The sequence below is a fragment of the Phytoactinopolyspora alkaliphila genome, assembly GCF_010550695.1.
Lineage (GTDB): Bacteria > Actinomycetota > Actinomycetes > Jiangellales > Jiangellaceae > Phytoactinopolyspora > Phytoactinopolyspora alkaliphila.
The window spans coordinates 271,025-295,351 of record NZ_JAAGOB010000006.1; the positions used below are offsets into that span (position 1 = coordinate 271,025).

18 protein-coding genes are annotated in these 24,327 nt (G+C 65.9%); 16 read left to right on the forward strand and 2 right to left on the reverse strand.

Annotated elements, in window-relative coordinates; all coding sequences use genetic code 11:
• The first annotated feature begins 102 nt into the window (after positions 1–102).
• From G1H11_RS13320 to G1H11_RS13345, 6 genes are read left to right on the forward strand one after another with little or no spacing between them, the layout of a single operon-like run.
• Positions 103–1,692 (forward strand): ABC transporter substrate-binding protein, encoded by a 1,590-nt coding sequence (locus tag G1H11_RS13320; RefSeq protein WP_163819052.1) that lies wholly within the window; start codon positions 103–105, stop codon positions 1,690–1,692.
• A complete protein-coding gene (locus tag G1H11_RS13325) occupies positions 1,677–2,702 on the forward strand; it encodes an ABC transporter permease (RefSeq protein WP_163819053.1) in 1,026 nt (341 codons plus the stop codon). The genes G1H11_RS13320 and G1H11_RS13325 overlap by 16 nt, the downstream gene beginning before the upstream one ends.
• Entirely contained in the window at positions 2,695–3,588 is an 894-nt protein-coding gene (locus tag G1H11_RS13330) for an ABC transporter permease subunit (protein ID WP_163819054.1), read from the forward strand. Before G1H11_RS13325 ends, G1H11_RS13330 begins: the two co-directional genes overlap by 8 nt.
• A complete protein-coding gene (locus G1H11_RS13335; RefSeq protein ID WP_163819055.1) occupies positions 3,585–4,595 on the forward strand; it encodes an ABC transporter ATP-binding protein in 1,011 nt (336 codons plus the stop codon). The genes G1H11_RS13330 and G1H11_RS13335 overlap by 4 nt, the downstream gene beginning before the upstream one ends.
• Positions 4,595–5,635 carry an ABC transporter ATP-binding protein gene (locus tag G1H11_RS13340; RefSeq protein WP_163819056.1) on the forward strand — a complete coding sequence of 347 codons (1,041 nt, stop codon included), beginning with the start codon at positions 4,595–4,597 and terminating at the stop codon, positions 5,633–5,635. The genes G1H11_RS13335 and G1H11_RS13340 overlap by 1 nt, the downstream gene beginning before the upstream one ends.
• A 15-nt stretch (positions 5,636–5,650) precedes the next feature.
• Positions 5,651–7,036, forward strand: coding sequence for an HTTM domain-containing protein (locus G1H11_RS13345; protein WP_163819057.1), 1,386 nt, complete (start codon positions 5,651–5,653; stop codon positions 7,034–7,036).
• Between the two features lie 77 nt (positions 7,037–7,113).
• On the opposite strand, the gene G1H11_RS13350 is transcribed toward G1H11_RS13345, so the two are convergent.
• Both G1H11_RS13350 and G1H11_RS13355 read right to left on the reverse strand, forming a co-directional pair.
• Positions 7,114–7,530 (reverse strand): DUF559 domain-containing protein, encoded by a 417-nt coding sequence (locus G1H11_RS13350; protein ID WP_163819058.1) that lies wholly within the window; start codon positions 7,528–7,530, stop codon positions 7,114–7,116.
• Positions 7,531–7,594: 64 nt separating this feature from the next.
• Positions 7,595–7,834, reverse strand: coding sequence for a type IV toxin-antitoxin system AbiEi family antitoxin domain-containing protein (locus tag G1H11_RS13355; protein WP_163819059.1), 240 nt, complete (start codon positions 7,832–7,834; stop codon positions 7,595–7,597).
• Positions 7,835–8,019: 185 nt separating this feature from the next.
• Between G1H11_RS13355 and G1H11_RS13360 the strand changes: the two genes are divergently transcribed.
• The 10 genes from G1H11_RS13360 to G1H11_RS13405 all read left to right on the forward strand — a co-directional run bounded on the left by G1H11_RS13360 (position 8,020) and on the right by G1H11_RS13405 (position 24,247).
• The gene (locus G1H11_RS13360; protein ID WP_163819060.1) at positions 8,020–9,456 is read left to right on the forward strand and encodes a GuaB1 family IMP dehydrogenase-related protein; all 1,437 of its coding nucleotides are present in this window, start codon (positions 8,020–8,022) and stop codon (positions 9,454–9,456) included.
• A gap of 182 nt (positions 9,457–9,638) precedes the next feature.
• Positions 9,639–10,685, forward strand: coding sequence for a LacI family DNA-binding transcriptional regulator (locus tag G1H11_RS13365; protein ID WP_163819061.1), 1,047 nt, complete (start codon positions 9,639–9,641; stop codon positions 10,683–10,685).
• The gene (locus G1H11_RS13370) at positions 10,682–12,298 is read left to right on the forward strand and encodes an FAD-dependent oxidoreductase (protein WP_163819062.1); all 1,617 of its coding nucleotides are present in this window, start codon (positions 10,682–10,684) and stop codon (positions 12,296–12,298) included. Before G1H11_RS13365 ends, G1H11_RS13370 begins: the two co-directional genes overlap by 4 nt.
• Positions 12,299–12,335: 37 nt before the next feature.
• Positions 12,336–14,306, forward strand: coding sequence for an ABC transporter substrate-binding protein (locus G1H11_RS13375; RefSeq protein ID WP_163819063.1), 1,971 nt, complete (start codon positions 12,336–12,338; stop codon positions 14,304–14,306).
• Between the two features lie 27 nt (positions 14,307–14,333).
• On the forward strand, positions 14,334–15,326 hold the full coding sequence (locus G1H11_RS13380) for an ABC transporter permease subunit (RefSeq protein WP_163819064.1): 993 nt from the start codon (positions 14,334–14,336) through the stop codon (positions 15,324–15,326).
• Positions 15,327–15,337: 11 nt separating this feature from the next.
• Complete coding sequence (locus G1H11_RS13385) at positions 15,338–16,453, forward strand: ABC transporter permease (protein WP_163819065.1); 1,116 nt, start codon at positions 15,338–15,340, stop codon at positions 16,451–16,453.
• A gap of 11 nt (positions 16,454–16,464) precedes the next feature.
• The gene (locus G1H11_RS13390; protein WP_163819066.1) at positions 16,465–17,490 is read left to right on the forward strand and encodes an ABC transporter ATP-binding protein; all 1,026 of its coding nucleotides are present in this window, start codon (positions 16,465–16,467) and stop codon (positions 17,488–17,490) included.
• Entirely contained in the window at positions 17,487–18,539 is a 1,053-nt protein-coding gene (locus G1H11_RS13395) for an ABC transporter ATP-binding protein (protein ID WP_163819067.1), read from the forward strand. Before G1H11_RS13390 ends, G1H11_RS13395 begins: the two co-directional genes overlap by 4 nt.
• A gap of 127 nt (positions 18,540–18,666) precedes the next feature.
• On the forward strand, positions 18,667–22,107 hold the full coding sequence (locus tag G1H11_RS13400; RefSeq protein ID WP_163819068.1) for a lamin tail domain-containing protein: 3,441 nt from the start codon (positions 18,667–18,669) through the stop codon (positions 22,105–22,107).
• Between the two features lie 79 nt (positions 22,108–22,186).
• Positions 22,187–24,247 (forward strand): heavy metal translocating P-type ATPase, encoded by a 2,061-nt coding sequence (locus G1H11_RS13405; protein ID WP_163819069.1) that lies wholly within the window; start codon positions 22,187–22,189, stop codon positions 24,245–24,247.
• Positions 24,248–24,327 lie beyond the last annotated feature (80 nt).

Consider the following 24,327-nt stretch of genomic DNA (forward strand, 5'->3'; position numbering starts at 1 on the left):
GGCTCCTCAGGATCGTGTCAAATCCCGGCGAGCACGTTGACATGTTAGGTGTAAGGTATTACACATAACCCATCGAAATCAAGCTTCTCAGGAGGAGGGATCATGGCCGAGGTCGCACTGTCCAGGCGCAACGTCCTCATTGGTGGCGCAGCCGCTGTCTTCGGGCTCACAGCATGTGGCCGTCAGGCCGGCCCAACTGGTTCCGCCGGCGCGTCACCGCGAGCGGAGGCAGATCCGCAACGGGGTGGTGAGCTGCGTATTCCGCTTACTCAAGAACCAATAGCCCCGGCCTTCGACATGGGTACCCAGGCGGCGGGCTCGGTCGGCACCGCAGCATTGTCGACACTCGCGTACAACGGACTGATCGAGGTCGAGGACGGCGGAAAGATCGTGCCGCAACTCGCCGAGTCGTGGGAACAGGCCTCGCCGACCCGGTACGTCTTCGATCTACGCAAAGACGTGACCTTCCAGGACGGCACGCCGTTCGATGCGGATGCGGTCAAAGCCAACTTCGACCGGCGCATGGCTCCGGATTCAACCGCGGTGAACCTGCCGCCGTTCCTGGAAGAAGTGAATGTCCTGGGCCCACACCAGATCGAGTTCATTCTGGCCAAACCCACGGCTACCTTCGTGGCGTCACTCCGGCGCGGGCGGGTGATGATGATGTCGCCGACGGCGGTCGAGCAGTGGGCAGACACCGACCCGTTCCGGGCATCGGTGGGCACCGGACCCTACCAGTTCGTGGAGTACCGCAGCGGCGACGAGATCCGTCTGGAACGCTTCGACGAGTACTGGGCCGAGACCAACTACCTCGATGCCATCACGTTCAAGATCGTGCCGAGCACCAGCACTCAGATCCAGGCTTTTCTCAATGACGAGTTCGACGTCATCGGCGTGGTGCCCGACCAGGTGTCCCAGGTGCAGCGACGCGCCGACGCGGTGCTGCATGAGTACACCGGCAACACCTTCAACTATCTCACCTTCAATCAGGCAAGGGCACCGTTCGACAATGTCGACGTCCGCCGGGGCTTCTCTGCCGCGATCGACCGGGAAGGCATCGCCGCCGGCGTCTACGGGGGATACGCCACCCCCGCATCCGGCCCGTTCTCGCCGGCCATCGGAACTGCGCATCAGGACCTCTCGGACATCGCCGCACAGGTCTACGACCCAGACCAGGCTCGGCAGTTTCTCGATAGCGCCGGTTTCGACTTCGCGGAACGGATTCGATTCGATGCGTTCACCCAGGATCCCTGGTCGAAAGAGGCCGACGCGATCGAAGCGCAACTCGGTGAGATCGGCGTCCAGGTGGGCCTGGAGAAGCAGGACTTCGGTTCCTGGGCGGATCTGATCTACACCGCCAAGGAGTTCTGGATGACGAACAGCGGGCAGACCACGCGCACCGTTGATCCGGATGAGGCGCTCTATCCGCTTGTCCACAGCACCGGTGACCTGAACGTCTCCGGAATCGACGACCCAGACCTGGACACGATGCTCGACGACGCCCGATCGGAGAGTGACGAGGGAATCCGGGCTGAGATGTACCACGACATCGCCAGGTATGTGGCGGACAATGCCTACGCTGCCTTCACGGTCTGGCCGTCGGAAATCGCGGCCACCAGCCCCAGGGTGCAGGGTTATCGTTTCTATCCCGGCGGGACTCACCCGGTGGAGGGGTGTTGGCTGAGCAGTTGAGCCGCGACGACGCTGGCACCGCGCGAGCTGGCTCGCGTCGCCCGGTGTGGCGGCCGCCCGGGTGGGTCCGCGCGCTGGGATCGAGCCTGGCGCAGGCCTTCGTGGTGGCGATGGGAGCCACGTTTGTGGTCTTCATCGTGATGCGCCTGATCCCAGGGGACCCGGCACGGATTCTCGCGGGTCCTGGTGGATCGGTCACCGCCGAGCAGGTGGAGCGCACGAGACGGGAGCTCGGTCTGGACCAGCCACTGCTGGTCCAGTACTGGGATTGGGTGACTGCCGCGTTGCGCGGCGACTTCGGCAACTCGCTGGTCCTCAACGACCGGGTGTCCGACCTGCTGGGAGACCGCCTGGTTGTCACGGCACAGCTGTCGTTCTATGCCTTTCTCGTCGCGGTGGTGATCGGCCTGCCCGCGAGCCTGCTGGCGGCACGGTGGCAGGGCGCGGCCGCTGACAAGATTGCCCGGCTGGTCGGCACGACCGGTATCGCGGTTCCGAGCTTCTGGCTCGCGTTGCTATTGATCATCGCCTTCCAAGGCGTGCTCCCGACGTTCGGATACGTTCCCGCCGGGCGGGAGCTGGCCGATCATCTCGCCCATATGTTCCTGCCGGCGCTGGCACTGGGAACGGGCCTGGCCACTCTCGTGTTCGAGACCAACCGGGCGGGCATGATCGACACGCTCGGATCGGATTACATCCGCACCTCCCGGGCGTTCGGCGTCTCCGAATGGCGCATCTTCAGCCGTTACGCCATGCGAAACGCATTCTTGCCGACCATGACCATCATGGCGATTCAGGTCGGCACGTTGATGGGGGGAGCGCTTCTGGTCGAGAACGCGTTCGCGTTGCCGGGCATGGGCCGGCTCGTCGTCCAAGGCGTGCTCTCGCGGGACTATCCGGTTGTTCAAGCCTGCATCTTCGTCATCGTGGTGGTGTTCGTGGTGGTCAATCTGCTGACCGACCTGCTCTATGCGGTGGTGGACCCCCGAATCAGGAGGTCTCGTGCGTGACGTCGATGCCGCGGTGATAGCCGCTGGAGGACCGCCCGCTCCGCGGAGAGTGGGACGAGGCTCCCGGCTTCGGCGCCTGGTGGGCACACCGACACAGATAGTCGTCTGGACGATCCTCGCCGTGCTTGTGCTGGCGGCCGTCGCCGCGCCGCTGATCGCGCCGTTCGACCCTTACACCCAAGACCTGCGCAACACGTTGCAGCCGCCCGGCTCCGGGCATCTTCTGGGTACGGACAACTTTGGGCGCGACCAGTTCAGCCGGCTGCTCTTCGCGTTGCGTTCGTCGTTGTTCATCGGCGTGATGACGACACTGGGCGTTGCCGCCGTCGGCATTCCCTTCGGTTTGGTCGCTGGTTATGCCCGTGGCGCGGTGGACGTCGTCGTGTCGAGAATGATCGATGTCGGTCTGGCGCTGCCCGCCCTGGTGCTGGCACTGGGACTGATCGCCGCACTCGGCGCGGGGATCCGCAGCACCATCATCGCACTGATCGCCGGCTACTCGGCCTACCTCGCGCGCATCGTACGTAGCGTGGTCTTGCAGATCCGTCAGGAAGAGTACGTGGAGAGCGCCCGGGTGACCGGTGTGCCGCCATGGCGCATAGCCATCCGGCATGTGGTGCCCAACGTGGTGGGCGCCACGCTGGTACAACTGACGCTCGTCTTCGCCTTCGCGGTGGTCGGCGAGGCGGGCCTGAGCTTCGTCGGGCTGGGAGTCCAGCTTCCGACGGCATCGCTGGGCAATCTCCTCGCCGAAGGATCCGGCTACACCCTGCAATCGCCCATGCTCGCCGTGGCTCCGGGGCTGACCATCGTGATCCTGCTGATCGCCCTGCTGACGGCCGGCGACGGGATCCGGGAGGCCACCGACCCGAGGAGGAACTCATGACGCCCGCGTTGCTCAGTCTGGACGATATCTCGGTGACCGTGCCGAATCCCCCAGGCGCACAGGCAGTGGCGGGGGTGGACATCGAGATCATGCCGGGTGAAGCGGTAGCGGTAGTCGGCGAGAGCGGCTGCGGGAAAACTGTCACGGCATATTCGACCCTCGGGCTGCTTGCTCCCGGTCTGACAGCGAGCGGGCGGCTGACCTTCGGCGGCAGATCGTTCGACCTGTCCGACACGGCGGCCTTGCGAAACTTGCGGGGCAGGGAAATAGCGATGATCTTCCAAGATCCGCTCACCTGCCTCAATCCATTGATGCCCGTGGGCCGCCAGATGGCCGATGTTCTGCGGGCCAACACTGACCTTGACCGTCGTGCCCGCGCCCGCCGCGTCGTGGACCTGCTCGCCCGGGTTGGCATACCCGCGCCCGCCCGGGTGGCGCGTGCGTACCCCTTCGAACTGTCAGGTGGTATGCGTCAGCGCGTGCTCATCGCGATGGCGGTGGGATGTCAGCCACGCCTTCTGATCGCCGACGAGCCGACCACCGCGCTCGACACCACGGTTCAGGCTCAAATCATGGAGCTGCTCAGGGACCTCGTCCGGGAGCAGGACATGGCGATGTTGTTCATCTCGCACGATCTTGGCCTCGTTGCCGAGTTCTGTGAACGGGTCTATGTGATGTACGCGGGAAGGGTGGTCGAGTCCGGCCCGGTCGAGCAGGTCCTGTCCCGCCCAACGCACCCGTACACTCGTGCGCTGGTGGAGTGCCTGGTCACCATGGGCGCGGGATCCCGTCGGCTGGCCACGGTTCCGGGAAGCGTCCCCAGCATCGACGCGATGCCCGTCGGCTGCCGATTCGAGCCTCGGTGCCGGTTCGCGGTATCCGCCTGTGAGCAGTCCGACCCGCCGATCCGCGATGTTCCTGGCCGTGGGCGTGCCGCGTGTTTGCGGGCTGAAGAGCTGCCCGCGCCGAGCGGCATGGCCGGCGTCCGCCCGGCAGGTGACGCCTGATGAATCCGGCAGAATCGACCCCGGTCCTGGACGTCACTCACCTGACGCGGACGTTCCGAATCCGTGGCGGGCGCGGCTACGTCCGGGCACTCGACGGAGTTCACGTTCAGGTGCCCGCCGGCGCATCGGTGGGGCTGGTTGGCGAGAGCGGGAGTGGGAAGTCCACACTGGCCAGAATTGTCGCCGGGCTCATCAAGCCCACGAGCGGATCGATCCGGCTGATGGGCGCCGACGCGGGGGGGCTGTCCGCACGGCGGCGCCGCGTCTTGGGCCGGGATGTTCAGATGATCTTCCAGGACCCGCGGGCATCGCTGAATCCGCGACTCCCGGTCCGGCGGATCATCGCCGAGCCTCTGGTGACGCACGGGCTTTCGTCGTCGGCGGACCGGATCGCTGAAATACTGGACATGGTGGGACTGCCCCGGAGGTTCGCCGACCACTATCCACACCAGCTTTCCGGCGGGCAATGTCAGCGGGTAGGCATCGCCCGCGCGATCGCGGTACGTCCGCGGCTCATTGTCGCTGACGAGCCGGTCTCCGCCTTGGACATCTCCGTCCAGGCCCAGATCCTGAACCTGCTCAAAGGCTTCCAGGAAGAGCTCGGCACGGCGTTCCTTTTCATCAGCCACGATCTGGGCGTCGTACGCTTCTTCAGCGAGCGGGTCGCCGTCATGTACCTCGGGCGGATCGTCGAAGAGGGCGAGACCGAGGCGGTGTTCGCCGCGCCGCAGCATCCCTATACTCAGGCGTTGGAGTCGGCAGCGCCGGCGGTTCGCTTCGCGGAGCGCCGCGAGCGGATCGTGCTGGCCGGCGAGCCACCGAAGCCGGAGGAGCCACCGGGCGGCTGCCCGTTCCACACCCGTTGCCACCGGCGTATCGGACCGGTGTGCGACGACGTCGAGCCCGCTGCGATACCGGCGGGAGACGGCTACGCGGTCTGCCACCTTCTCGACGACACGCGCAAGGCCACGCATCATGGTCGGATGAGCGGGGACTCGCTGCGGGGTGATCCCTCGGGGACGTTTGAGCAACGGCCCTGACTAGGATCTATCCCCGTGGCGGTGACAGGGGTACGCCTATCGGTGGGATGGCGCGAGGCAGCGGCACGCCCCGTGAACTCGGCCAGCGCGGCCTTCTTCCGGATCGCCTTCGGTGTGGCGATGCTGGTCAATGTCCTGCTGTATCTGCCGTACCTGGTGGACGAGTATTACGTCGCGACGTCGTTCCACTTCTCCTACGCGTGGTTCACCTTCGCCCAGCCGCTGCCAGGCGCCGCCATGCAGGTCGTCTACGTGGTCCAGGGCGTCCTCGCCGTGCTCGTCGCTCTTGGCCTCTGGTACCGCTGGGCCATCGCCGGGTTCTTCGTTCTGCACACGTACGTCTTCCTGATCGACTCCACGTTCTTCCAGAATCACGAGTATCTGATCTCGCTGGTCTCGTTCTTCATGATCTTCATGCCGCTGAACCGGCGCTGGGCCCTGGACGCTCGGCGACGCTCTGTACTCGCTTCGCCGACCGTGCCCGTGTGGGTGGTGTGGCTGATCAGGTTCCAGTTCGGCATCGTCTACTTCTACGGTGGCGTGGCCAAGCTCAACGCCGACTGGCTGCAGGGCGAGCCGCTGCGCATGTGGCTGCACGCGCGCACCGACCTGCGTCTCATCGGCCCGCTGTTCGAGCACGAGCCGGTCGTGTGGTTCATGACGTACGGGGCACTGGTGCTCGACCTGACCGTCGTCTGGTTCCTCCTGCACCGGCGGACCAGGGTGGCGGCGTTCGTGGTGGCGACGTGCTTCCACCTGCTCAATGCCTACCTCTTCGGCCTGTACGTCTTCCCGTGGCTGATGATCGCCGCCACCACGATCTACTTTGCGCCCGACTGGCCGGAGCGGGCGTGGTCGTTCGCCCGGAATCAGATGCGCTCGCCCGGCTCGTCGCCTGTGGCGTCGTCGTCGGTGACACGGGCCGACCAGACCGGCGCGTGGCCGGCGCGGATCTCTCAGCCGCTGACCGTGTTCCTCGCCGTGTGGACAATTGTGCAGGTTGTACTGCCGCTGCGGCACTACCTGATTCCCGGTTCCCCGAACTGGACCGAGGAGGGACACCGGTTCGCATGGCACATGAAGCTGCGGGACAAGCAGGGCACGGGCGCCTTCTATCTCACCTCCGATGACCGGACGTGGGAAGTCCCCGCGTCGGACTATCTGAGCTGGGAGCAGGAGTTCCGCATGTACGGCCACCCGGAGCGGCTCGCCCGGTTCGCCCATCATCTCTCCGACGAGCACAACGGCGCGGAGGTCCGGGTGGAGACGTGGATCTCGCTCAATGGACGGGAGCCGGCGCCGCTGGTGGACCCGGAGGTGGATCTCTCGTCGGTGCCGTTGGTCGGGTGGGGAAACGCGGACTGGATACTGCCGCTCGAGGTGCCGTTGCGCGGCGACTGACCGCCGTGCGCAGCGACGGACATGGCCCGATCATCGCCGAGAAACTACCCCTATAGGGGGAGTAACTCGGCAATGATTCAGTCCCTCCGGGATAGCACTGCCCTGTAGGCAGCCTCGATCTCGGCGAGAACCTGCTCGGGTTCGGTGCGTATCCGGCGCAGCGCCACCGGTAGAACGGTCCAGCCCATCGATGCGTATCTGGCCCGACGGCGCTCCGTGCGCTCTGGTGCGTCACCGAAGCCGTGGAACGCTCGCGAGTCCACCTCGACGACGAGGCGGGCTTCCGGCCAGCAGGCGTCGGGATAGATACCCCGAGCGCCGGGCAGTAGTTGATTCCAACGCGCCGGCGGAACCGTCCGGCTGGTGGCGATGAGATCGCGTAGCTCGCACTCCGGCGCCGATCGGCAACCCGCCTCCAGGTCGGAGAGAACGCGCCGGGCGAGCGCGGTGTGGTTGCGAGCGGCGGCCGCCAGCTCCGCGACGAGATCGGCCACGGTGCATAGGTTGCGCTGCACCGACTCGCACATGAGTGCCCGTACATTGCGCAGCGCGCGGACGTCATGCGAGGCGCCTTTGCGGCACAGTGGACATCCACGGCGGCCAGCGCAGGAGGTGGATGTCGGCCAACGGCCCGTCGAAGGTCGCGTAGACGCCACGCAGGACACGTCGCCATGGGCCGCCCTGGCGGAGCCGGTGTTGAAGTGCCTTGGGGGACATGCCGCTGGCCAGCGCTTGCTGGCGAGTGATGAGACCGTCTTGGAGACGGGAGATGGAGGTAACCCGGGCTAGGTCGATCATGGACCCGCAGCATGCCGGACGGGCGCAGCCCGTGCCAGTGGCCAAACGCGTGCGCCGACGGCCGAATCGGGGGATCGCTGCCGAGAAACTACCCCTATCAGGGGAGTAACTCGGCAATGATCGCAACGGACGCGCGACAGTGAAACGTAGGCTGGGTGTGCTGCCAGAGACCCCGGGGGTTATCGATGCGTTTTCTGCATGATCGTGTGCCCGAGCACGACCTGACCTACAGCGACGTCTACATGGTGCCGCGTCGCTCCGACGTCGTGTCGCGTCTCGACGTCGATCTGCGCACCTCCGACGGCAGCGGCACCACTGTGCCGATCGTGGCGTCCAATATGACGGCGGTGTCCGGGCGGCGGATGGCGGAGACCATCGGCCGTTGCGGCGGCCTCGCCATCATCCCGCAGGACATCCCCGTCGAGGTGGTGGTCGACGTCATCGAGTGGGTCAAGCAACGCCACGTCGTCTATGACACGCCACTGCGAATGGAGCCGACCGGAACGGTAGGAGAGGCGCTGAATCTGCTGCCGAAACGGGCGCACGGCGCGGTCGTCGTCGTCGACGACGGTCGTGCGGTGGGCGTGGTGGCCGAGGCCGACTGTGAGGGCGTGGACCGGTTCACCCAGGTGCGCAGCGTCATGTCGACGGACCTGCTGGTGCTCCCGAACGGCATCGGCGCGGAGGAGGCGTTCAATCGCCTGCACGGTGGCGGGCACCGGCTGGCCCCGGTGGTGGACAGCGATAGCCGGATCGTCGGCGTCTTCACCCGCCAGCGCGCACTCCGCGCCAGCCTGTACATACCGACGGTCGACGCCTCCGGTCGGTTGCGGGTGGGCGCCGCGATCGGCATCAGCGGTGACGTCGCCACAAAGGCCAAGGCCCTCCTGGAAGCCGGCGTCGACATCCTGGTCATCGACACCGCGCACGGGCACCAGGAGCGCATGCTGGACGCCCTGCGAGCGGTGCGCAGGCTCGAACCTCGGGTGCCGGTCGTCGCGGGCAACGTGACCACGGCCGAAGGTGTCGCCGATCTGGTCGAGGCCGGGGCCGACATCGTGAAGGTGGGTGTCGGGCCGGGCGCGATGTGCACCACGAGGATGATGACCGGCGTGGGCCGCCCGCAGTTCTCCACTGTGCTCGAGTGCGCGGCCCGGGCCCGGGAGCTGGGCACGCACGTGTGGGCCGACGGCGGCGTGCGGCATCCGCGGGACGTGGCGCTGGCCCTGGCCGCCGGTGCGTCGAACGTAATGATCGGCTCGTGGTTCGCCGGGACCTACGAGTCGCCTGGTGACGCACAACGGGACAGCTACGGCCGGCTCTACAAGGAGAGCTTCGGCATGGCCTCGGCCCGGGCCGTGCAGGCGCGCACCGCCGAGGAGACTCCGTTCCAGCGGGCCCGCAAGGGTCTGTTCGGTGAGGGGATCTCGCGGGCTCGGATGTATCTCGATGCGGAGCGGCCGAGCGTCGAGGACCTGCTCGACGGCATTGTGGCAGGAGTTCGCAGTGCCTGCACTTATGCGGGTGCGGAGAACCTCGAGGCCTTCCACGAGCGGGCGGTAGTAGGCGCGCAAACAGCCGCGGGCTACACGGAAGGCATGCCGGTCCCCACCAGTTGGTAGTGGAGCCTCCCCATGACGATCTTGGGGTGTCGGGGGTGAAGGTTCTTGTGTCAGCGGTGCACGCCTTGCAACCCAACCCTTGACGATCGGTCGCGCCTCCGTTAGTTTCGCTGAAACCAATCAGCAAACGACGTATAAGTCCAGCTAATACGTTGCTGATACGAAACAGCAAGGAGCGTGCGTTGCCGATCAAGCATCGTCGTCAGGCACCGACACAATCGGATGTTGCACGGCTCGCGGGGGTCTCCCAGGCCACCGTCTCGGCAGTGGTGAACGGTCGGGCGGAAGGACACCGCATACCGGCCGACACCGAGCGACGAGTGAGAGAGGCGGTACGCGAACTGGGCTATGTCGCCAACCCGGCGGCCCGCAGTCTGAAGAGCAAGCGAAATCGACTGATAGGCGTGCACACCTTTGAATCAGTCTTCCCGATCAGTTCGCGGGACTTCTACCACGAATTTCTGATCGGGGTCGAGGAGCAAGCCGTCGCCGAGGGCCATGACCTTGTCCTCTTCACCTCGACCGAAGATCCGGACGGAAAGCGCCAGCTGTACCGAGACGGCATCAACCGGCTCAACGTCGCCGATGGAAGTGTGCTGCTCGGTGTCACGCACAAGCCGTCGGATCTGGCTCGCCTGGCTGCCGAGGGCTATCCGTTCGTGCATGTGGGCCGTCGGGACGTGCCTGGGGCTGAAATCGCCTGGGTCGGTGCGGACTACCGATCCGGCACGGAGGCTCTGGTGGCCTCGCTGGCCGGACTCGGGCACCGGAGAGTGGCTTACCTTGGCACGTCACACCGGATGGAGGCCCAGATCGATCGGGAGGACGGTTACCTCGCCGGCTGCGCCTCGATGGGGATCCCGCCGATGCCGGTGTTCATGAAGGTCCAAGACCTGACGCCGGAGTGGTTCGACGTCACATTGGCGGGCGGTGTGACGGCGTTCTTGGCCGGCGCGGAGGCGCAGGCGGACCGGATCGCCGAACTCGCCCGGGCCCGGGGGCTCGCCGTCCCCTCCGACGTCTCGGTTGCCGTTCTCGTAGGCACCGTGGGGGGCCCGGAAGTCGGCCGGTCATGGAGCGCGCTCGGCATACCTCGCAACGATATGGGCCGTGCGGCGGTCCGGTTGCTCGTGGAGATGCTGACCGAGCCGGACATCGCCCGTGATGATCAGGTTCTCCTGCCGTGCACTCAACCAGACCACTCGACGATCGCGGAGGCCGCCAGATGAATCGGGAGCTTCAGGTGGACCTCGTCGTCGTCGGCGGCGGATTGGGTGGCGTGGCCGCCGCCATCGCGGCGGCAAGGCGGGGTACGCGGGTACTGCTGAGCGAACCGACGGATTGGCTGGGAGGGCAGCTTACCGCGCAGGCGGTGCCGCCCGACGAGCACCGCTGGATCGAACAATTCGGCTGTACCGCGTCCTATCGAGAACTTCGCGACGGCATCCGCGACTACTACCGCCGCTGGTATCCCTTGACGTCCGCGGCGCGCGACCAGCGCGCCCTCAATCCCGGTTCGGCGCGGGTCAGCCCGATCAGCTCCGAACCGCGGGTGGCGCTGGCGGTTCTGGAGGCGATGATAGCACCGCACCGTAGTGCGGGCCGGATCGACGTTCGGTTCCATCATCTGCCGGTCTCGGTGACCGTGGATGCGGACCGCGTGACCAGTGTGAGTCTCCTTGACACCGAGACGGGTGACGAGCTGACGGTGACCGCACCGTACGTCCTCGACGCCACGGAGACCGGGGACCTGCTGCCGCTCACTGACACCGAGTACGTCACCGGGTTCGAGTCGCAGGCCGACACCGGCGAGCCGAGCGCGCCGGCTGAACGTCAGCCGATGAATATGCAAGCCATCACTTGGTGTTTCGCCGTGGACCACGTGGACGGTGAGGATCACACCATCGACAAGCCGGAGGAATACGCGTTCTGGCGGGACTACCAGCCTCCGTACTGGCCGGGACCCATGCTGGGCATGGCGGCTCCGCATCCGATCACGCTGGAGACACGGCACCGGATCGTCACCCCCAACCCGGACGACGACCTGGCCGGTTTGCCGGTCGGCCGGCGTAGCGTCGCCGACCGCGATGATCTCTGGACATTCCGGCGGGTCCTGGCGTACCCGCACTTCACCGGGGGCTTCTTCACCAGCGATATCTCGGTGGTCAACTGGCCGATGATCGACTACGTCGAAGGTCCGGTGTTCGAGGTCGACGCCGACGAGGCGGCGCGGCATCTGGAAGGTGCGCGGCAGATGAGTCTGAGCTTCCTCTACTGGATGCAGACCGAGATGCCACGTGCCGACGGAGGTACCGGGCTGCCGGGTCTGCGCTTGCGCCCGGACGTGGTGGGAACGCGCGACGGTTTGGCCAAGGCGCCGTACATCCGGGAGTCGCGGCGGATCAAGGCCGAGTACACAATCGTCGAGCAGGACGTCTCGCTGGCAATACGCGGCGAGAAAGGCGCCAAAACCTACCACGACTCGGTCGGTATCGGGATGTACCGGCTGGACTTGCATCCGTCCACAGGCGGCGACAATTACATCGATGTCGCCAGCGCACCGTTCCAGATCCCGCTGGGCGCTTTGTTGCCGGTGCGGATGAAGAACCTGCTTCCTGCAGCGAAGAACATCGGTACCACCCACATCACCAACGGCTGCTACCGCCTCCACCCGCCGGAGTGGAACATCGGCGAGTCCGCAGGAACGCTAGCGGCGTACTGCCTCGAACACCGTGTGACGCCTCATCAGGTGCGCGCCGACGAGCGGCACTTGGCGCAGTACCAAAAGTGCTTGACCAGCGCGGGCATAGAGCTGGCTTGGCCCAGCATTCGCGGTTACTGACGACCCGAACCATCGACCTTTCGAGGAGTGGTCTGACATGGATTCCGTTATTGATCGACGCCGTTTTCTGGCGGCCGGTGGGCTAGTGGCCGTGGCCGCTGGAATACCGGGCTGCGGATTCTTCTCCACCGATCCTGGCACCGACGCGGGCGACAGCTCGCTGGACGAGGACGCGCGGGAGTCGCCTCAGCTGTCCGAACGTGTGGAGAAGGGCGAGTTGCCACCGCTCGAGCAGCGGTTGCCGGCAGCCCCGATGGTGATCCATCCAGTGGAGCGAGCCGGTGTCTATGGAGGTCAGTGGCGTAATGCGCTGATCGGTTCGTCGACCACCCGCCTCCACTACACGCTGGCCTACGAGAACCTCGTTCGCTGGAATCTCGACTGGGACGAGCTTGTTCCCAATGTTGCCGAGAGCTTCGAGGTCAGCGACGACGCCACCCGGTATGTGTTGCACCTCCGCGCCGGCATGAAGTGGTCGGACGGCGAGCCGTTCACGGCCGACGACATCGTGTTCGCCTACAACAACATCGTCCTCGACGAGCGAGTGACCCCCAATGTGGCACGCACGTTCACGTCCGGCGGTGTGCCAGCTGAACTCGAACGACTCGACGATCAAACGGTGGCCTTCACCTTCGCTGGGCCTCAGGCGCTGTTCCTCGAGGACATCGCCTCGCAGCCGAGCAACGTCCTGACCCGGATCCCGAAGCATTACTTCGAGCGATTCCACGAGGACTTCAATGCCGACGCGGACGGCGCTGCCAAGGATGCCGGCTTTCCGGGCTGGATCGACTTTCTCACCTCCTCCACGAATGTCAGCGGCACTTATTGGCAGCAGCCCGACATTCCGCGGCTGCATGCGTGGGTACCGACCTCAGGGCTCGGTGACGGCCAGCGGCTGGTGTTCGAACGCAACCCGTACTACTGGAAGACCGATCCCGACGGGCGGCAGCTGCCCTACGTGGATAGCGTCGCCTTCGACATCGTCAACGACGAAGCATCCCTGCTCCTACAGGTGATGCAGGGTGATATCGATTTGATGGATCGGCATGTCAACACGACGGAGAATCGGCCCGTCCTCTCGAGGGAACAAGAGGAGGCCGGTTTCCGGTTCTTCGGCCTGGTGTCGGACAAGATCAACACCATGACCATCATCCTTAACCTGACCTGTGCCGACGAGGTCAAGCGGGAGATCTTCAACAACAAGGACTTCCGGATCGGCCTGTCACACGCGATCAACCGCGAGGAGATCATCGCCACAGTGCACGCCGGGCAGGGCGTCCCACGACAGGTCGCGCCAAGTGAAGGCAGCGACTTTTACGACGAGCAGATGGCCACCCAGTACACCGAGTATGACGTCGACCTGGCGAACGAACACCTCGACGAAGCCGGTTACACCGATCGTGACAGTAGTGGGATCCGCTTGGGCCCAGACGGAAATCCGATCCGCTTTCAGATCGACGCAAGCACCGGCGCAGGCAAGCCTGAGCTCATCGACAGTCTCGAGCTCGTCGTGAACTACTGGCGCGAGGTCGGCGTCGACATGCGGATCAACCCCGTGGACCAGACCCTGTTCGCCGAGCGGCGCGACAATAATCAGAACGACGGTATGGTCTGGGACGGCGACGGCGGAGTCGACGTCATGATGGTCCCCTACTACTACGTGCCGACCTTCACCGCAGCGGGATGGGCCACCCAGTGGACGGCGTGGTACGCGTCGGGGGGAGAGAGCGGCGAGACGCCGCCGGAGCCCACCCGGCGGCAGATGGAGCTGTACGACGAGCTCAAGACCCGGACCGATCTCGGAGAACGGGTGGAGTTGATGCGCGAAGTGGTGGCCATCGCTCGGGACGAGTTCTATCTGATCGGTATCAGCAGTGCGCTGCCCGGCTACGGGGTGGTGCACAACCGGTTCCGGAACATGGTCGGTGAGACGTTCTTCGCCACGAACTTCCCGTACCCGGGGGCCACGAACCCAGAGCAGTACTTCATCGACCCGGAATCGACCTAGCGGCCGCTGCGACGGAGGTTCACTGCCGTGCTGACCTTTATTGGCCGCCGCGTCCTTTACATGATCCCCACCCTGTTCGCGATATCGGTGGTCGCGTTCGCCATCATCCAAGCGCCGCCGGGCGACTATCTGTCGACCTTGGTGGCGAAGCTTCAAGCCGAGGGGGAGCAGGTAAGCCGCGACGAGCTCCAGGCGCTGGAAGCGAGGTACGGGCTGGACGAGCCCTTCCACGGGCAGTACTGGAAGTGGATATCCGGAATCATGTTCCGGGCCGACTTCGGGCAGTCGTTCCAGTGGAACCGGCCCGTAACCGATCTCATTGCCGAGGCGTTGCCCCTGACCATCGTCCTGTCCGTGACTACATTGCTTGTTACCTGGCTGATCGCGTTTCCGATCGGCCTGTACTCCGCCGTGCGACAGTATTCCGTGGCCGACTACGTGGCCACGACGGTGGGATTTCTGGGCCTGGCGATACCCAACTTCATGATCGCTCTTGGGCTGATGTACTTCATGCACAGCGCATTCGGCATGAGCGTGACAGGGCTGTTCTCACCTGAGTACCGGGACGCGCCGTGGAACCTCGGTAAGCTGCTGGACCTCGCGGGTCACCTGTGGGTGCCGGTCCTGATCCTGGGCACGGCGGGAACGGCAGGCCTGATCCGGGTGTTGCGGGCGAACCTGCTCGACGAGCTGAAGAAGCCCTATGTGGTGGCTGCCAGGGCCCGAGGCATGGGCGAGCGGCGGCTGGTGGTGAAGTATCCCGTGCGGGTGGCCATGAACCCGTTCATCTCCACCGTGGGCTGGGTGCTGCCGGCGCTGATCTCGGGTGAGGTGATCGTGGCATCCATCCTGTCGCTGCCCACCACCGGGCCGTTGCTGCTGAACGCGTTGCGCAGCCAGGACATGTACCTGGCCGGCTCGATCATCCTGATTGTCAGCGTCCTGACCGTGATCGGAACCCTGTTGTCCGACGTTCTGCTCGCCTGGCTCGATCCGCGGGTCCGGCTGGGCTACCGATAGGAGGCCCGCAGATGACGAACGCAACGCGATCGGAACGGACGGGGAAGCAGTCGGCCCCCCAGTGGCGCCTGGTGTGGTGGAAGTTCCGGCAGCACCGCCTGGCCATGGCCGGCGCGCTCGTGACGCTCCTGATCTACCTGGTGGCGTTGTTCGCCGAGTTTCTCGCGCCGGTGAGTACGGGCACCTTCGATCCTGAGTACACGTATGCGCCGCCGCAGCGGCTTCACCTGGTCGACACCAGCGACGGCTGGGATCTGGGTCTCCATGTCTACGGCTATGAGCAGCACCGGGACCCGGACTCGCTGGAGCCGTCGTACACCGTCGACGAATCGCGGACGATCGAGATCGGACTCTTCGTCAAGGGTGAGGAGTACGACCTCTTCGGCCTGATTCCGTGGGATCGCCACCTGATCGGGCCGAAGACGGCTGGGGATCCGTTCTACCTGCTCGGCGCTGACCGGAACGGGCGCGACCTGCTTTCCCGGATCATCCACGGCACGCGTGTCTCGATGACCATCGGACTGGTCGGCGTCACCTTCTCGTTCTTCCTCGGCGTGGTGCTCGGCGGCATTTCCGGCTACATCGGTGGGCGGGCTGACCTCGTCATCCAGCGACTCGTCGAATTCTTCATGTCCATCCCCAGCATTCCGCTCTGGCTCGGGCTGGCGGCCGCGCTGCCGCAGACGTGGGGGCCGGTCCAGCGCTATTTCGCGATCACGGTGATCCTGGCGATGATCGGCTGGACCGACCTGGCCCGGGTGGTGCGCGGACGATTCCTCTCACTGCGCGGAGAGGACTTTGTCACCTCCGCGCATCTCGACGGGTGCACCCGGCCCAGAGTGATCTTCGGGCACATGCTGCCGTCGTTCACCAGCCACCTGATCGCTTCTGTCACCTTGTCCATTCCGGCGATGATCCTGGCCGAAACGGCATTGAGCTTCCTCGGCCTCGGATTGCAGGCGCCGGTGGTCAGCTGGGGGGTCCTGCTGCAGGAGGCCCAGAACGTCCGGGTGCTGGCCACGGCGCCGTGGCTGATGCTGCCCGGCCTGGCCGTCATCGTCGCCGTCCTGTCCTTGAACTTCGCCGGCGACGGGTTGCGAGACGCCGCCGATCCGTACAAGAAATGAGGGCTGATCCGATGCCGCCACCGAACGAGCGCGACCCGCTGCTGGAGATCTCCGGTCTCCGGACGCACTTCTCCACCCGCGAGGGCACGGTGAAGGCTGTGGACGGCGCCAGCTTAACCGTACCCCGCGCCACGACGGTGTGCGTCGTCGGTGAATCGGGCTGTGGCAAGAGCGTCACGGCTCGCTCGGTGCTGGGCCTGATCGATCACCCCGGCAAGATCGTCGCCGGGGAGATCCGCTGGCACCGTACGGACCGTGAACCGCTTGACCTCGCGGCGTTGAGTCCCACCGGGCCCGAGCTTCGCTCGATCCGCGGACGGGAGATCGCGATGGTCTTCCAGGAGCCGATGGCGTCGTTGTCCCCGATGTACACGGTCGGCGATCAGCTGATGGAGGCCATCCGGCTACACAAGGAGGTGACGAAGGACGAAGCCCGGTCGATGGCTCTCGACCTGCTGCGCCGGGTGGGTATTCCCCGCCCGGAGCAGCGGTTCGGAGCGTATTCGTTCCAGCTGTCCGGTGGGATGTGCCAACGGATTATGATCGCTATCGCGTTGGCCTGCGATCCTGCCCTGTTGATCGCCGACGAGCCGACCACGGCTCTGGACGTCACCACCCAGGCACGCATCATCGATCTGCTGCGCGACATTCAAGCGGAGACCGGCATGTCGATGCTTTTCATCACGCACGATCTGGGCGTGGTGGCCGAGATCGCGGACGAAGTCGTGGTCATGTACCTCGGCACCGTGGTGGAGAGAGGCGGTGTCGACGAGATCTTCCACGACGCCAAGCATCCGTACACGAAGGCGCTCCTGGGATCGATCCCACGGATGGGTGCCGGCACGAGGCAGCGGCTCACCACCATCCGCGGCAATGTCCCGCACCCGTCCGATCGCCCGTCCGGCTGCCCGTTTCATCCCCGCTGTGGTGACGCCGTCCCGGGATTGTGTGACGTGGAGGAACCGCCGGAGGTGGTGTTCGGGCCAGCGCGAAGTGCCCGCTGTGTCCTCCACGCCATGGAAAGGAGTGTCCGATGAGCAGGATCACCGGCGACCCGATCTTAGATGTGCAGGACCTGGCGATGCGCTTCCCGGTGAAGAAAGGGTTGTTCGGGCGTACCGTCGGTCATGTCCACGCCGTGGACGGCGTCAGTTTCACCATCCAGCAGGGCGAGACCCTCGGCCTGGTGGGTGAGTCCGGATGTGGCAAGACGACCCTCGGCCGCAGCGTCGCCCGCATCCTGGAGCCGACGTCCGGCCAGATCGTCTACCGCGGCCGGGATGGAGCCGCGACGGATCTGGCGACGCTCGGGAGACGTCAGTTGCGGCCCTTCCAGCGCGATATCCGGGTGGTGTTCCAGGATCCGTTCTCCTCGCTCAATCCGCGGATGACCCTGCTGCAGATTGTCGGAGATCCGCTCCGGGCACATGGAATCGCCGCGGGCGGTGAGCTCGAGGACCGGGTAGCCGAGATGCTGACGCGAGTAGGTCTCTCGCCGAAGTACATGCGCCGCTACCCGCACGCCTTCTCCGGTGGGGAGCGGCAGCGGGTGAATATCGCCCGCGCGCTGATTGTGCACCCGCGGCTGGTGATCGCCGACGAGCCGGTGTCCGCGCTGGACGTCTCGGTACGCGCCCAGATCCTCAATTTGCTGTGGGACCTGCAGGACGAGTTCGACCTGACCTATTTGTTCATCTCCCACGACCTATCGGTGGTGGAGAGCATCTGCGACCGGGTGGCGGTCATGTATCTGGGCCGGATCGCGGAGCTGGCCCAAACAGCCGAGCTGTATGCCCGCCCCCGTCATCCCTACACCGAGGCGCTTCTCTCCGCGGTGCCCGTACCGGATCCGCGCCTGCGGGATGGTGACCGCCGGATCCGGATCGCGGACGACCTGCCGGACCCGGCGGACCCACCACCCGGCTGCCGGTTCCATAGCCGATGCCGTTATGCGGAGCCCGGCACGTGCGATGTTCCCGGCAGTGAGCCGGCTCTCGGCGCCGTCGGCCCGGAACATCTCGCCGCCTGCCATCTGACCGATCGGCTCACGCTGCAGTCGCCCTTCGACGCACCGCGCTCGCGGTGACACCGGTCCTCTCGAGAGGAGAACCATGAATGCCCGTTCCCGGCACCATCATGCCCACCACTCCCAATCCTTCCTGTCTTCATCCTTGTCTCGGCGCGCGCCGAGGCGACGTCGCTCCCTCGGCGCCGTGGCCCTGTTCTCGACCCTGGTTCTGACCGTTGGCGCGTCTGTAGGCATCCCGGGCGACACCGGATTCGCCTCCACCGGGGCGGACCTGCGCATTAGCGAGTTCGCCAACGGCGGGCCCGGCGGCGCCCGGGACATGTTCGTCGAGATCGCGAACTTCGGTGACGCGCCCGCCGACCTGGAAGGTGTCCGGATCGTCCACTGCAACGCCAGCGGCGGCCGGGTCGACGATCCGCTCGTGCCGGATCTGGCCGCGCAGACCCTGGACCCCGGAGAGACATTCATGATCGCGCACCGGGACTCCACGCTGACGGACCTGGCCGACGCGATCTTCACCGGCAATCTGGCGGACGAGGCGTCCGGGATCTGGCTCGAGAACGGTGACCTGGAGCTCCTCGACCGGCTCTCCGTCTCTCCGGCGGCTCGGGACAGCATCTGCGGCCGGCAGGTCGCCAGTGACCTCGACTACCTCCGGGGAGAGAGCTACCAGCGGGTGGCGACCACCGGTGACGTCGGCCATGACTTCATCAAGGCCGCCCGCACGCCGAACACGGCCAACGCGACGGTTCCCAGCCCGCCAGTGCAGGCCAGCGACGTACTGGTCAGCGAACTGACCAACGGCGGCCCGGCGGGCAGCGACGACGACTTCATCGAGCTGGCCAACTTCGGGGACGAGCCCGTAGACGTCGCGGGCTGGGCCGTGTACCGGTGCACTCATTTCGGTTACCGTCTCGACGACACGCTGCAAGCGACGCTGCCCGAGGGGACCGTTATCGCGCCGGGAGAGGTGTTCGTCGTGGCGCACTCGTCTGCCGAATTCCCGGATGACGTGCCGCACGTCCGCGTCGACGATGCTCTGCCGGACCGCGGCTTCGGCGCCATCGTCGAAGACGCCACCGGGGCCATCGTCGATGCCGTTGGCGTGCACGAGACGGACGGGCAATACGAAGCGGCCATCGACAGCACCTGCACTCAGGGCACAGCGCTGCCCAATCGCCTGGACTTCGGATTCGGAGAGTCGTACCAACGGGCAGGGAACTCCGGCGACAACGCCGCCGACTTCGTCAAGGCCAGCCGTACCCCGGGCGAGATCGCGATCGGGCAGGAAGTGGACGAACCGGATCCAGCCTCTTTCGGCCCGGTCCAGATCAGCGAGCTCACGCACAGCGGGCCGGACGGCGGTGACGACAACTTCTTCGAACTCGCCAACTTCGGCGACGAGCCCGTCTCCCTCGACGGCTGGACCGTCCACCAGTGCGAGCTAAGTGGTCGCCGGGCGCAGGAGCCGATGTTCGCGCCGCTCGAGGACGTGAGTCTTAAGCCGGGACAGACTTTCCTGGCGGCCCACGAGGGGTCGTCCGCGGACCTGGACCACCGCGATGTCACCTACACCGCGCACCTGGACCGCCTCGGCTTCGGCTTGATCGTCTACGACGCCGACGGTGAGTTGGTCGACCGAGCGGGAGTTTTCCCCACTGGGCACGTCAGCCAGAGCTTCGTCGCCAGGTCCGGCCGGTACAGCCCGTGCACCAACGAGGTGAACTTGGCCGCTGAGCACCTGGAGACCGAGATCGGTGACAGCTATCAGCGGCATCAGGCGAGCGGTGTGGACGTGAAGGACTTCGTCGAAGCCCCGCGGACGCCGGGCGAACTGGCCACCGATCTGCGCGCGGCGCAGTACCTGACGGCCGATGATCTCGAACCGGTCGAGCTGGCACCCCGGCCGCGACCTGATGGAGTTTCCCTGGAGGCACCCGCGGATGCCAGCGACGGAATCGGCGGTGAGGTCGAACTGGGAGTCACTGCCGGGCACACGACAGGCGAGGACGTAAATGTGTCGTTCTACGGCGGCCGCCGTATCCCGCTCGTCGACAGCGCCACCTTGGTGGCCGGCGGAGTCAGCGACATGGCCCCTCCGGCTGAGCGGCGGCCCGCCGGGGAGAAGCGGTTGACCGGCGAGTCACTCGTCACCGAGGCGGGCGAGGGCTTCCCGTACCAGCGCCACCGCGTCATCGTCGCGGAGAACGGCGTGGAGGAGTTTGACATCGCGTGGAGTGGGCGGTCGACGGGCCGCAACGAGCTGCAGCTGTACGTCTGGGACCACGTCGACGACGCTTGGCGGCTTGTCGACGCGGCGGCAGCCACGGACGGCGGTGAGATCACCCTGACCGGCACAGTGGGACGATCCGCCATCCGGGGCCGGTCGGTCGACGTCCTCGTGCAGGACGGCCCCCGCACCCGGCCGTCGTTCTCCGACGAGGGTGTCGAGCCCAACCAAGAGTTCAAGGACCCTGACGAGTACGACTTCGCGCTCGGCTACGTCGCGGACACTCAGCATCTGTCGGAAGGCTTCCGCAGCACTTTCACGGCAATGAATACGTGGCTGGTCACCAACCAGGACGCCCGTAAGATTCCCTACACCGTGCACGTAGGTGACATCGTTCAGAGCTGGATGTGGGGGACTCATCTGGAGCCTCGTGCTCGGGACGAATACCAGTTCGCCTCCGACGTGATGGGAATTCTTGACGACGCGAATCACGGCTACGGTGTGGCGCCGGGCAACCATGACAACAAGTACGGCCGCGCGAACGATCTCTACAACGAGTATTTTCCACCCAGCAGATTCGAAGGCAAACCCTGGTATGGAGGTTCGTGGCGGCCGGATGACAATATGAACCACTACGACGTTCTGGAGATCGGTGGCGCGAAGTTCCTAGTGGTCTACGTCGAGTATCAGTCAGTGTTCGAACGCGAGGCGGTCTTCGGTTGGGCGAACCAGGTGATCGGCGATCATCCCGATCACAACGTCATCTTCGCCACTCACGAGTACATTCATCCCACCGGGGAACTGACTAATCGCGAGGACGACCGCTGGACGTCGCAGGGTCAGGAGTTCTTCGAAGAGATCGTGCTGCCGAACGAGAACGTCTTTCTCGTCTTGTCGGGCCACACGGCCGGAGTGGCCCTGAACATCAAGCGTGACGTCGGCGGTGTGGCGGGGCGCGTGGTGATCGAGATGCTCGCGAACTACCAGCAATTTGAGAAGGATGACCGGCATAACGTCGGCTTCTTGCGGCTGTTACAGTTCGATGTCGACGCCAAGCAGGTGGCTGTCAACACATACTCGCCGAAGCTCGTACAGCACAATGCGTGGCAGTACGACAACTGGTCCGAGCCGCGTTACACCGACGCCGATGACGAGTTCACGGTTGAGGTGGACCTGAACGACGTCTACGACAAGCGGGTGGAGGCCGAGGCGTTCGGCCTGATCGAACCGGTCGAGGAACTCGGGACGCTACAGGTCGCCGAGGGTGAGACGGCCTCAGTGACGTGGAAGGATCTGTCGGCCGATGCCGAGTACGTCTGGTACGTTCGCGCCCGCGACGCCGACGGGGCGGAGTTGACGTCGCCGTTGTGGGCGTTCGCGACAGGACGGCCCTAGCTTGCGGGAATAGTCGGCGGCTCCGAGCGTTACTAGATACCCGTACGGGGTATATGGTCTTCGCTCGGAGGTGCCCACGATGGCGGAACACGGCACGCACACACACGACAAGCACGCCGGACACGACAAGCACGCCGGACACGACAAGCACACCGGACACGACAAGCACGCCGGACACAGCACGGCGATGTTCCGCGACCGGTTCTGGCTGTCTTTGCTCCTTTCGATCCCGGTGGTGCTCACCAGCGACATCATCATGGAGTGGTTCGGCTACACCCTGGAGTTCACCGGGATCGCGTGGGTGGCACCGATCCTGGGCACGGTGATCTTCGTCTACGGTGGCCAACCGTTCCTGGCCGGTGCGGTGGCGGAGATCCGGCAGCGCCAGCCCGGGATGATGCTGTTGATCGGGATGGCGATCACGGTCGCCTTCGTAGCCAGCTGGACGGCCAGCCTCGATCTTTTCGACGTCGAGGTGTGGTGGGAGCTGTCCCTCCTGATCGTCATCATGCTGCTGGGTCACTGGCTGGAGATGCGGGCCATCGGGCAGGCGCAGGGCGCCCTGGCTGCGCTCGCGGAGCTGCTGCCGGACGAGGCGGAGCGGATCACCGAGACCGGCGACGTGGAGACGGTGAGAATCGCCGACCTTGCAGTGGGCGACGTCGTTCTGGTGCGCCCGGGCGCACGCGTTCCGGCCGACGGGGAGATCGTGCAGGGCGCGGCGGAGCTCGACGAGTCGATGATCACCGGTGAGTCGAACCCGGTGGCCAAGGAGGAAGGCGACCGGGTGGTCGCGGCGAGCGTCGCGGCCGATGGATCGATCCGGGTCCGGGTTGACGCGCTCGGTGAGGACACCGCGCTCGCTGGAATCCAGCGGCTGGTGGCCGAGGCGCAGGAGTCGAAGTCCCGCAGCCAGGTGCTTGCCGACCGAGCCGCCGCGTTGCTGTTCTACGTCGCCGTGGTGGCCGCGGCGATCACCGTCGTGGTGTGGGCGCTGCTGGGTCAGTCCGACGTCGCCGTCACCCAATCTGTCACGGTGCTGATCATCGCCTGCCCCCACGCGCTCGGTCTGGCGATCCCGCTGGTGACCTCGATCTCCACTTCGAAGTCCGCACGCAATGGCATCCTGGTCAAGGACCGCTTGGCGCTGGAGCGGACCAGGAACGTCGACGCGGTGCTCTTCGACAAGACGGGCACCCTCACCAAAGGCGAGCACGCCGTGACCGGAGTCGCAGCCGTCACCGGCGACGACGATGCCGTCCTGACCGTCGCCGCCGCGGTAGAGGCCGACAGTGAGCACCCGCTGGCCCGGGCGATCGTGGCCGCTGCCCGGGAGAAGGAGCTGAATGTGCCCAGTGCCACTGGCTTCCGGTCGATGACCGGCCGGGGTGTCGAGGCGCAGGTGGACGGCGCGGCGGTGGCCGTCGGCGGGCCGGCGTTGCTGCGGCAGCTGGACCTGGCCGCGCCTGACGAGCTCGCCGGTCAGATCGACGAGTGGCAAGGCCGCGGTGCTGCCGTGTTGCACGTCATCCTGGACGGCGTCGTCGCTGGAGCGCTCGCCCTGGAAGACCAGGTGCGGGAAGAGTCGCGCGCCGCGGTCGAGGAACTGCACCGGCTCGGGGTCAAGGTGGCCATGATCACCGGTGACGCTCAGCAGGTGGCCGACGCCGTGGCCGCGGACATCGGCATCGACGAGGTCTTCGCCGAGGTGCTGCCGGAGGACAAGGATTCGGCGGTCACCGATCTGCAGAAGCGCGGCTACACGGTGGCGATGGTGGGCGACGGCGTGAACGACGCGCCGGCCCTGGCCCGCGCGGATGTCGGCATCGCGATCGGCGCTGGTACGGACGTCGCGATGGAGTCCGCGGGTATTGTGCTCGCCTCCGACGACCCGCGCGGCGTCGTCGCGGTGAAGCGGCTGTCCGCGGCCAGCTACCGCAAGATGCTGCAGAACCTGTGGTGGGCGGCCGGCTACAACCTCGCGGCCATTCCCCTGGCGGCCGGGGTGCTGTCGTGGGCCGGGTTCATGTTGCCGATGGCGGTGGGTGCGGTGCTGATGAGCCTGTCCACCATCGTGGTGGCGGCCAACGCCCAGCTTCTGCGCCGGGTGGATCTCCGCCCCGAGCCTCTCACAACCTGACCGCCTCCAAATGATCATGTAAACCAGGTTTTTCCGTGCGATACCAGGGCTGCAGGCATGGTGAAGCACGAGAAGGCATG

Coding starts and splice junctions, on each gene's coding strand:
- G1H11_RS13320 (WP_163819052.1), top strand. CDS start 103: ATGGCCGAGGTCGCACTGTCCAGGCGCAACGTCCTCATTGGTGGCGCA.
- G1H11_RS13335 (WP_163819055.1), top strand. CDS start 3,585: ATGACGCCCGCGTTGCTCAGTCTGGACGATATCTCGGTGACCGTGCCG.
- G1H11_RS13340 (WP_163819056.1), top strand. CDS start 4,595: ATGAATCCGGCAGAATCGACCCCGGTCCTGGACGTCACTCACCTGACG.
- G1H11_RS13355 (WP_163819059.1), bottom strand. CDS start 7,834: ATGATCGACCTAGCCCGGGTTACCTCCATCTCCCGTCTCCAAGACGGT.
- G1H11_RS13360 (WP_163819060.1), top strand. CDS start 8,020: ATGCGTTTTCTGCATGATCGTGTGCCCGAGCACGACCTGACCTACAGC.
- G1H11_RS13370 (WP_163819062.1), top strand. CDS start 10,682: ATGAATCGGGAGCTTCAGGTGGACCTCGTCGTCGTCGGCGGCGGATTG.
- G1H11_RS13375 (WP_163819063.1), top strand. CDS start 12,336: ATGGATTCCGTTATTGATCGACGCCGTTTTCTGGCGGCCGGTGGGCTA.
- G1H11_RS13385 (WP_163819065.1), top strand. CDS start 15,338: ATGACGAACGCAACGCGATCGGAACGGACGGGGAAGCAGTCGGCCCCC.
- G1H11_RS13390 (WP_163819066.1), top strand. CDS start 16,465: ATGCCGCCACCGAACGAGCGCGACCCGCTGCTGGAGATCTCCGGTCTC.
- G1H11_RS13395 (WP_163819067.1), top strand. CDS start 17,487: ATGAGCAGGATCACCGGCGACCCGATCTTAGATGTGCAGGACCTGGCG.
- G1H11_RS13405 (WP_163819069.1), top strand. CDS start 22,187: ATGGCGGAACACGGCACGCACACACACGACAAGCACGCCGGACACGAC.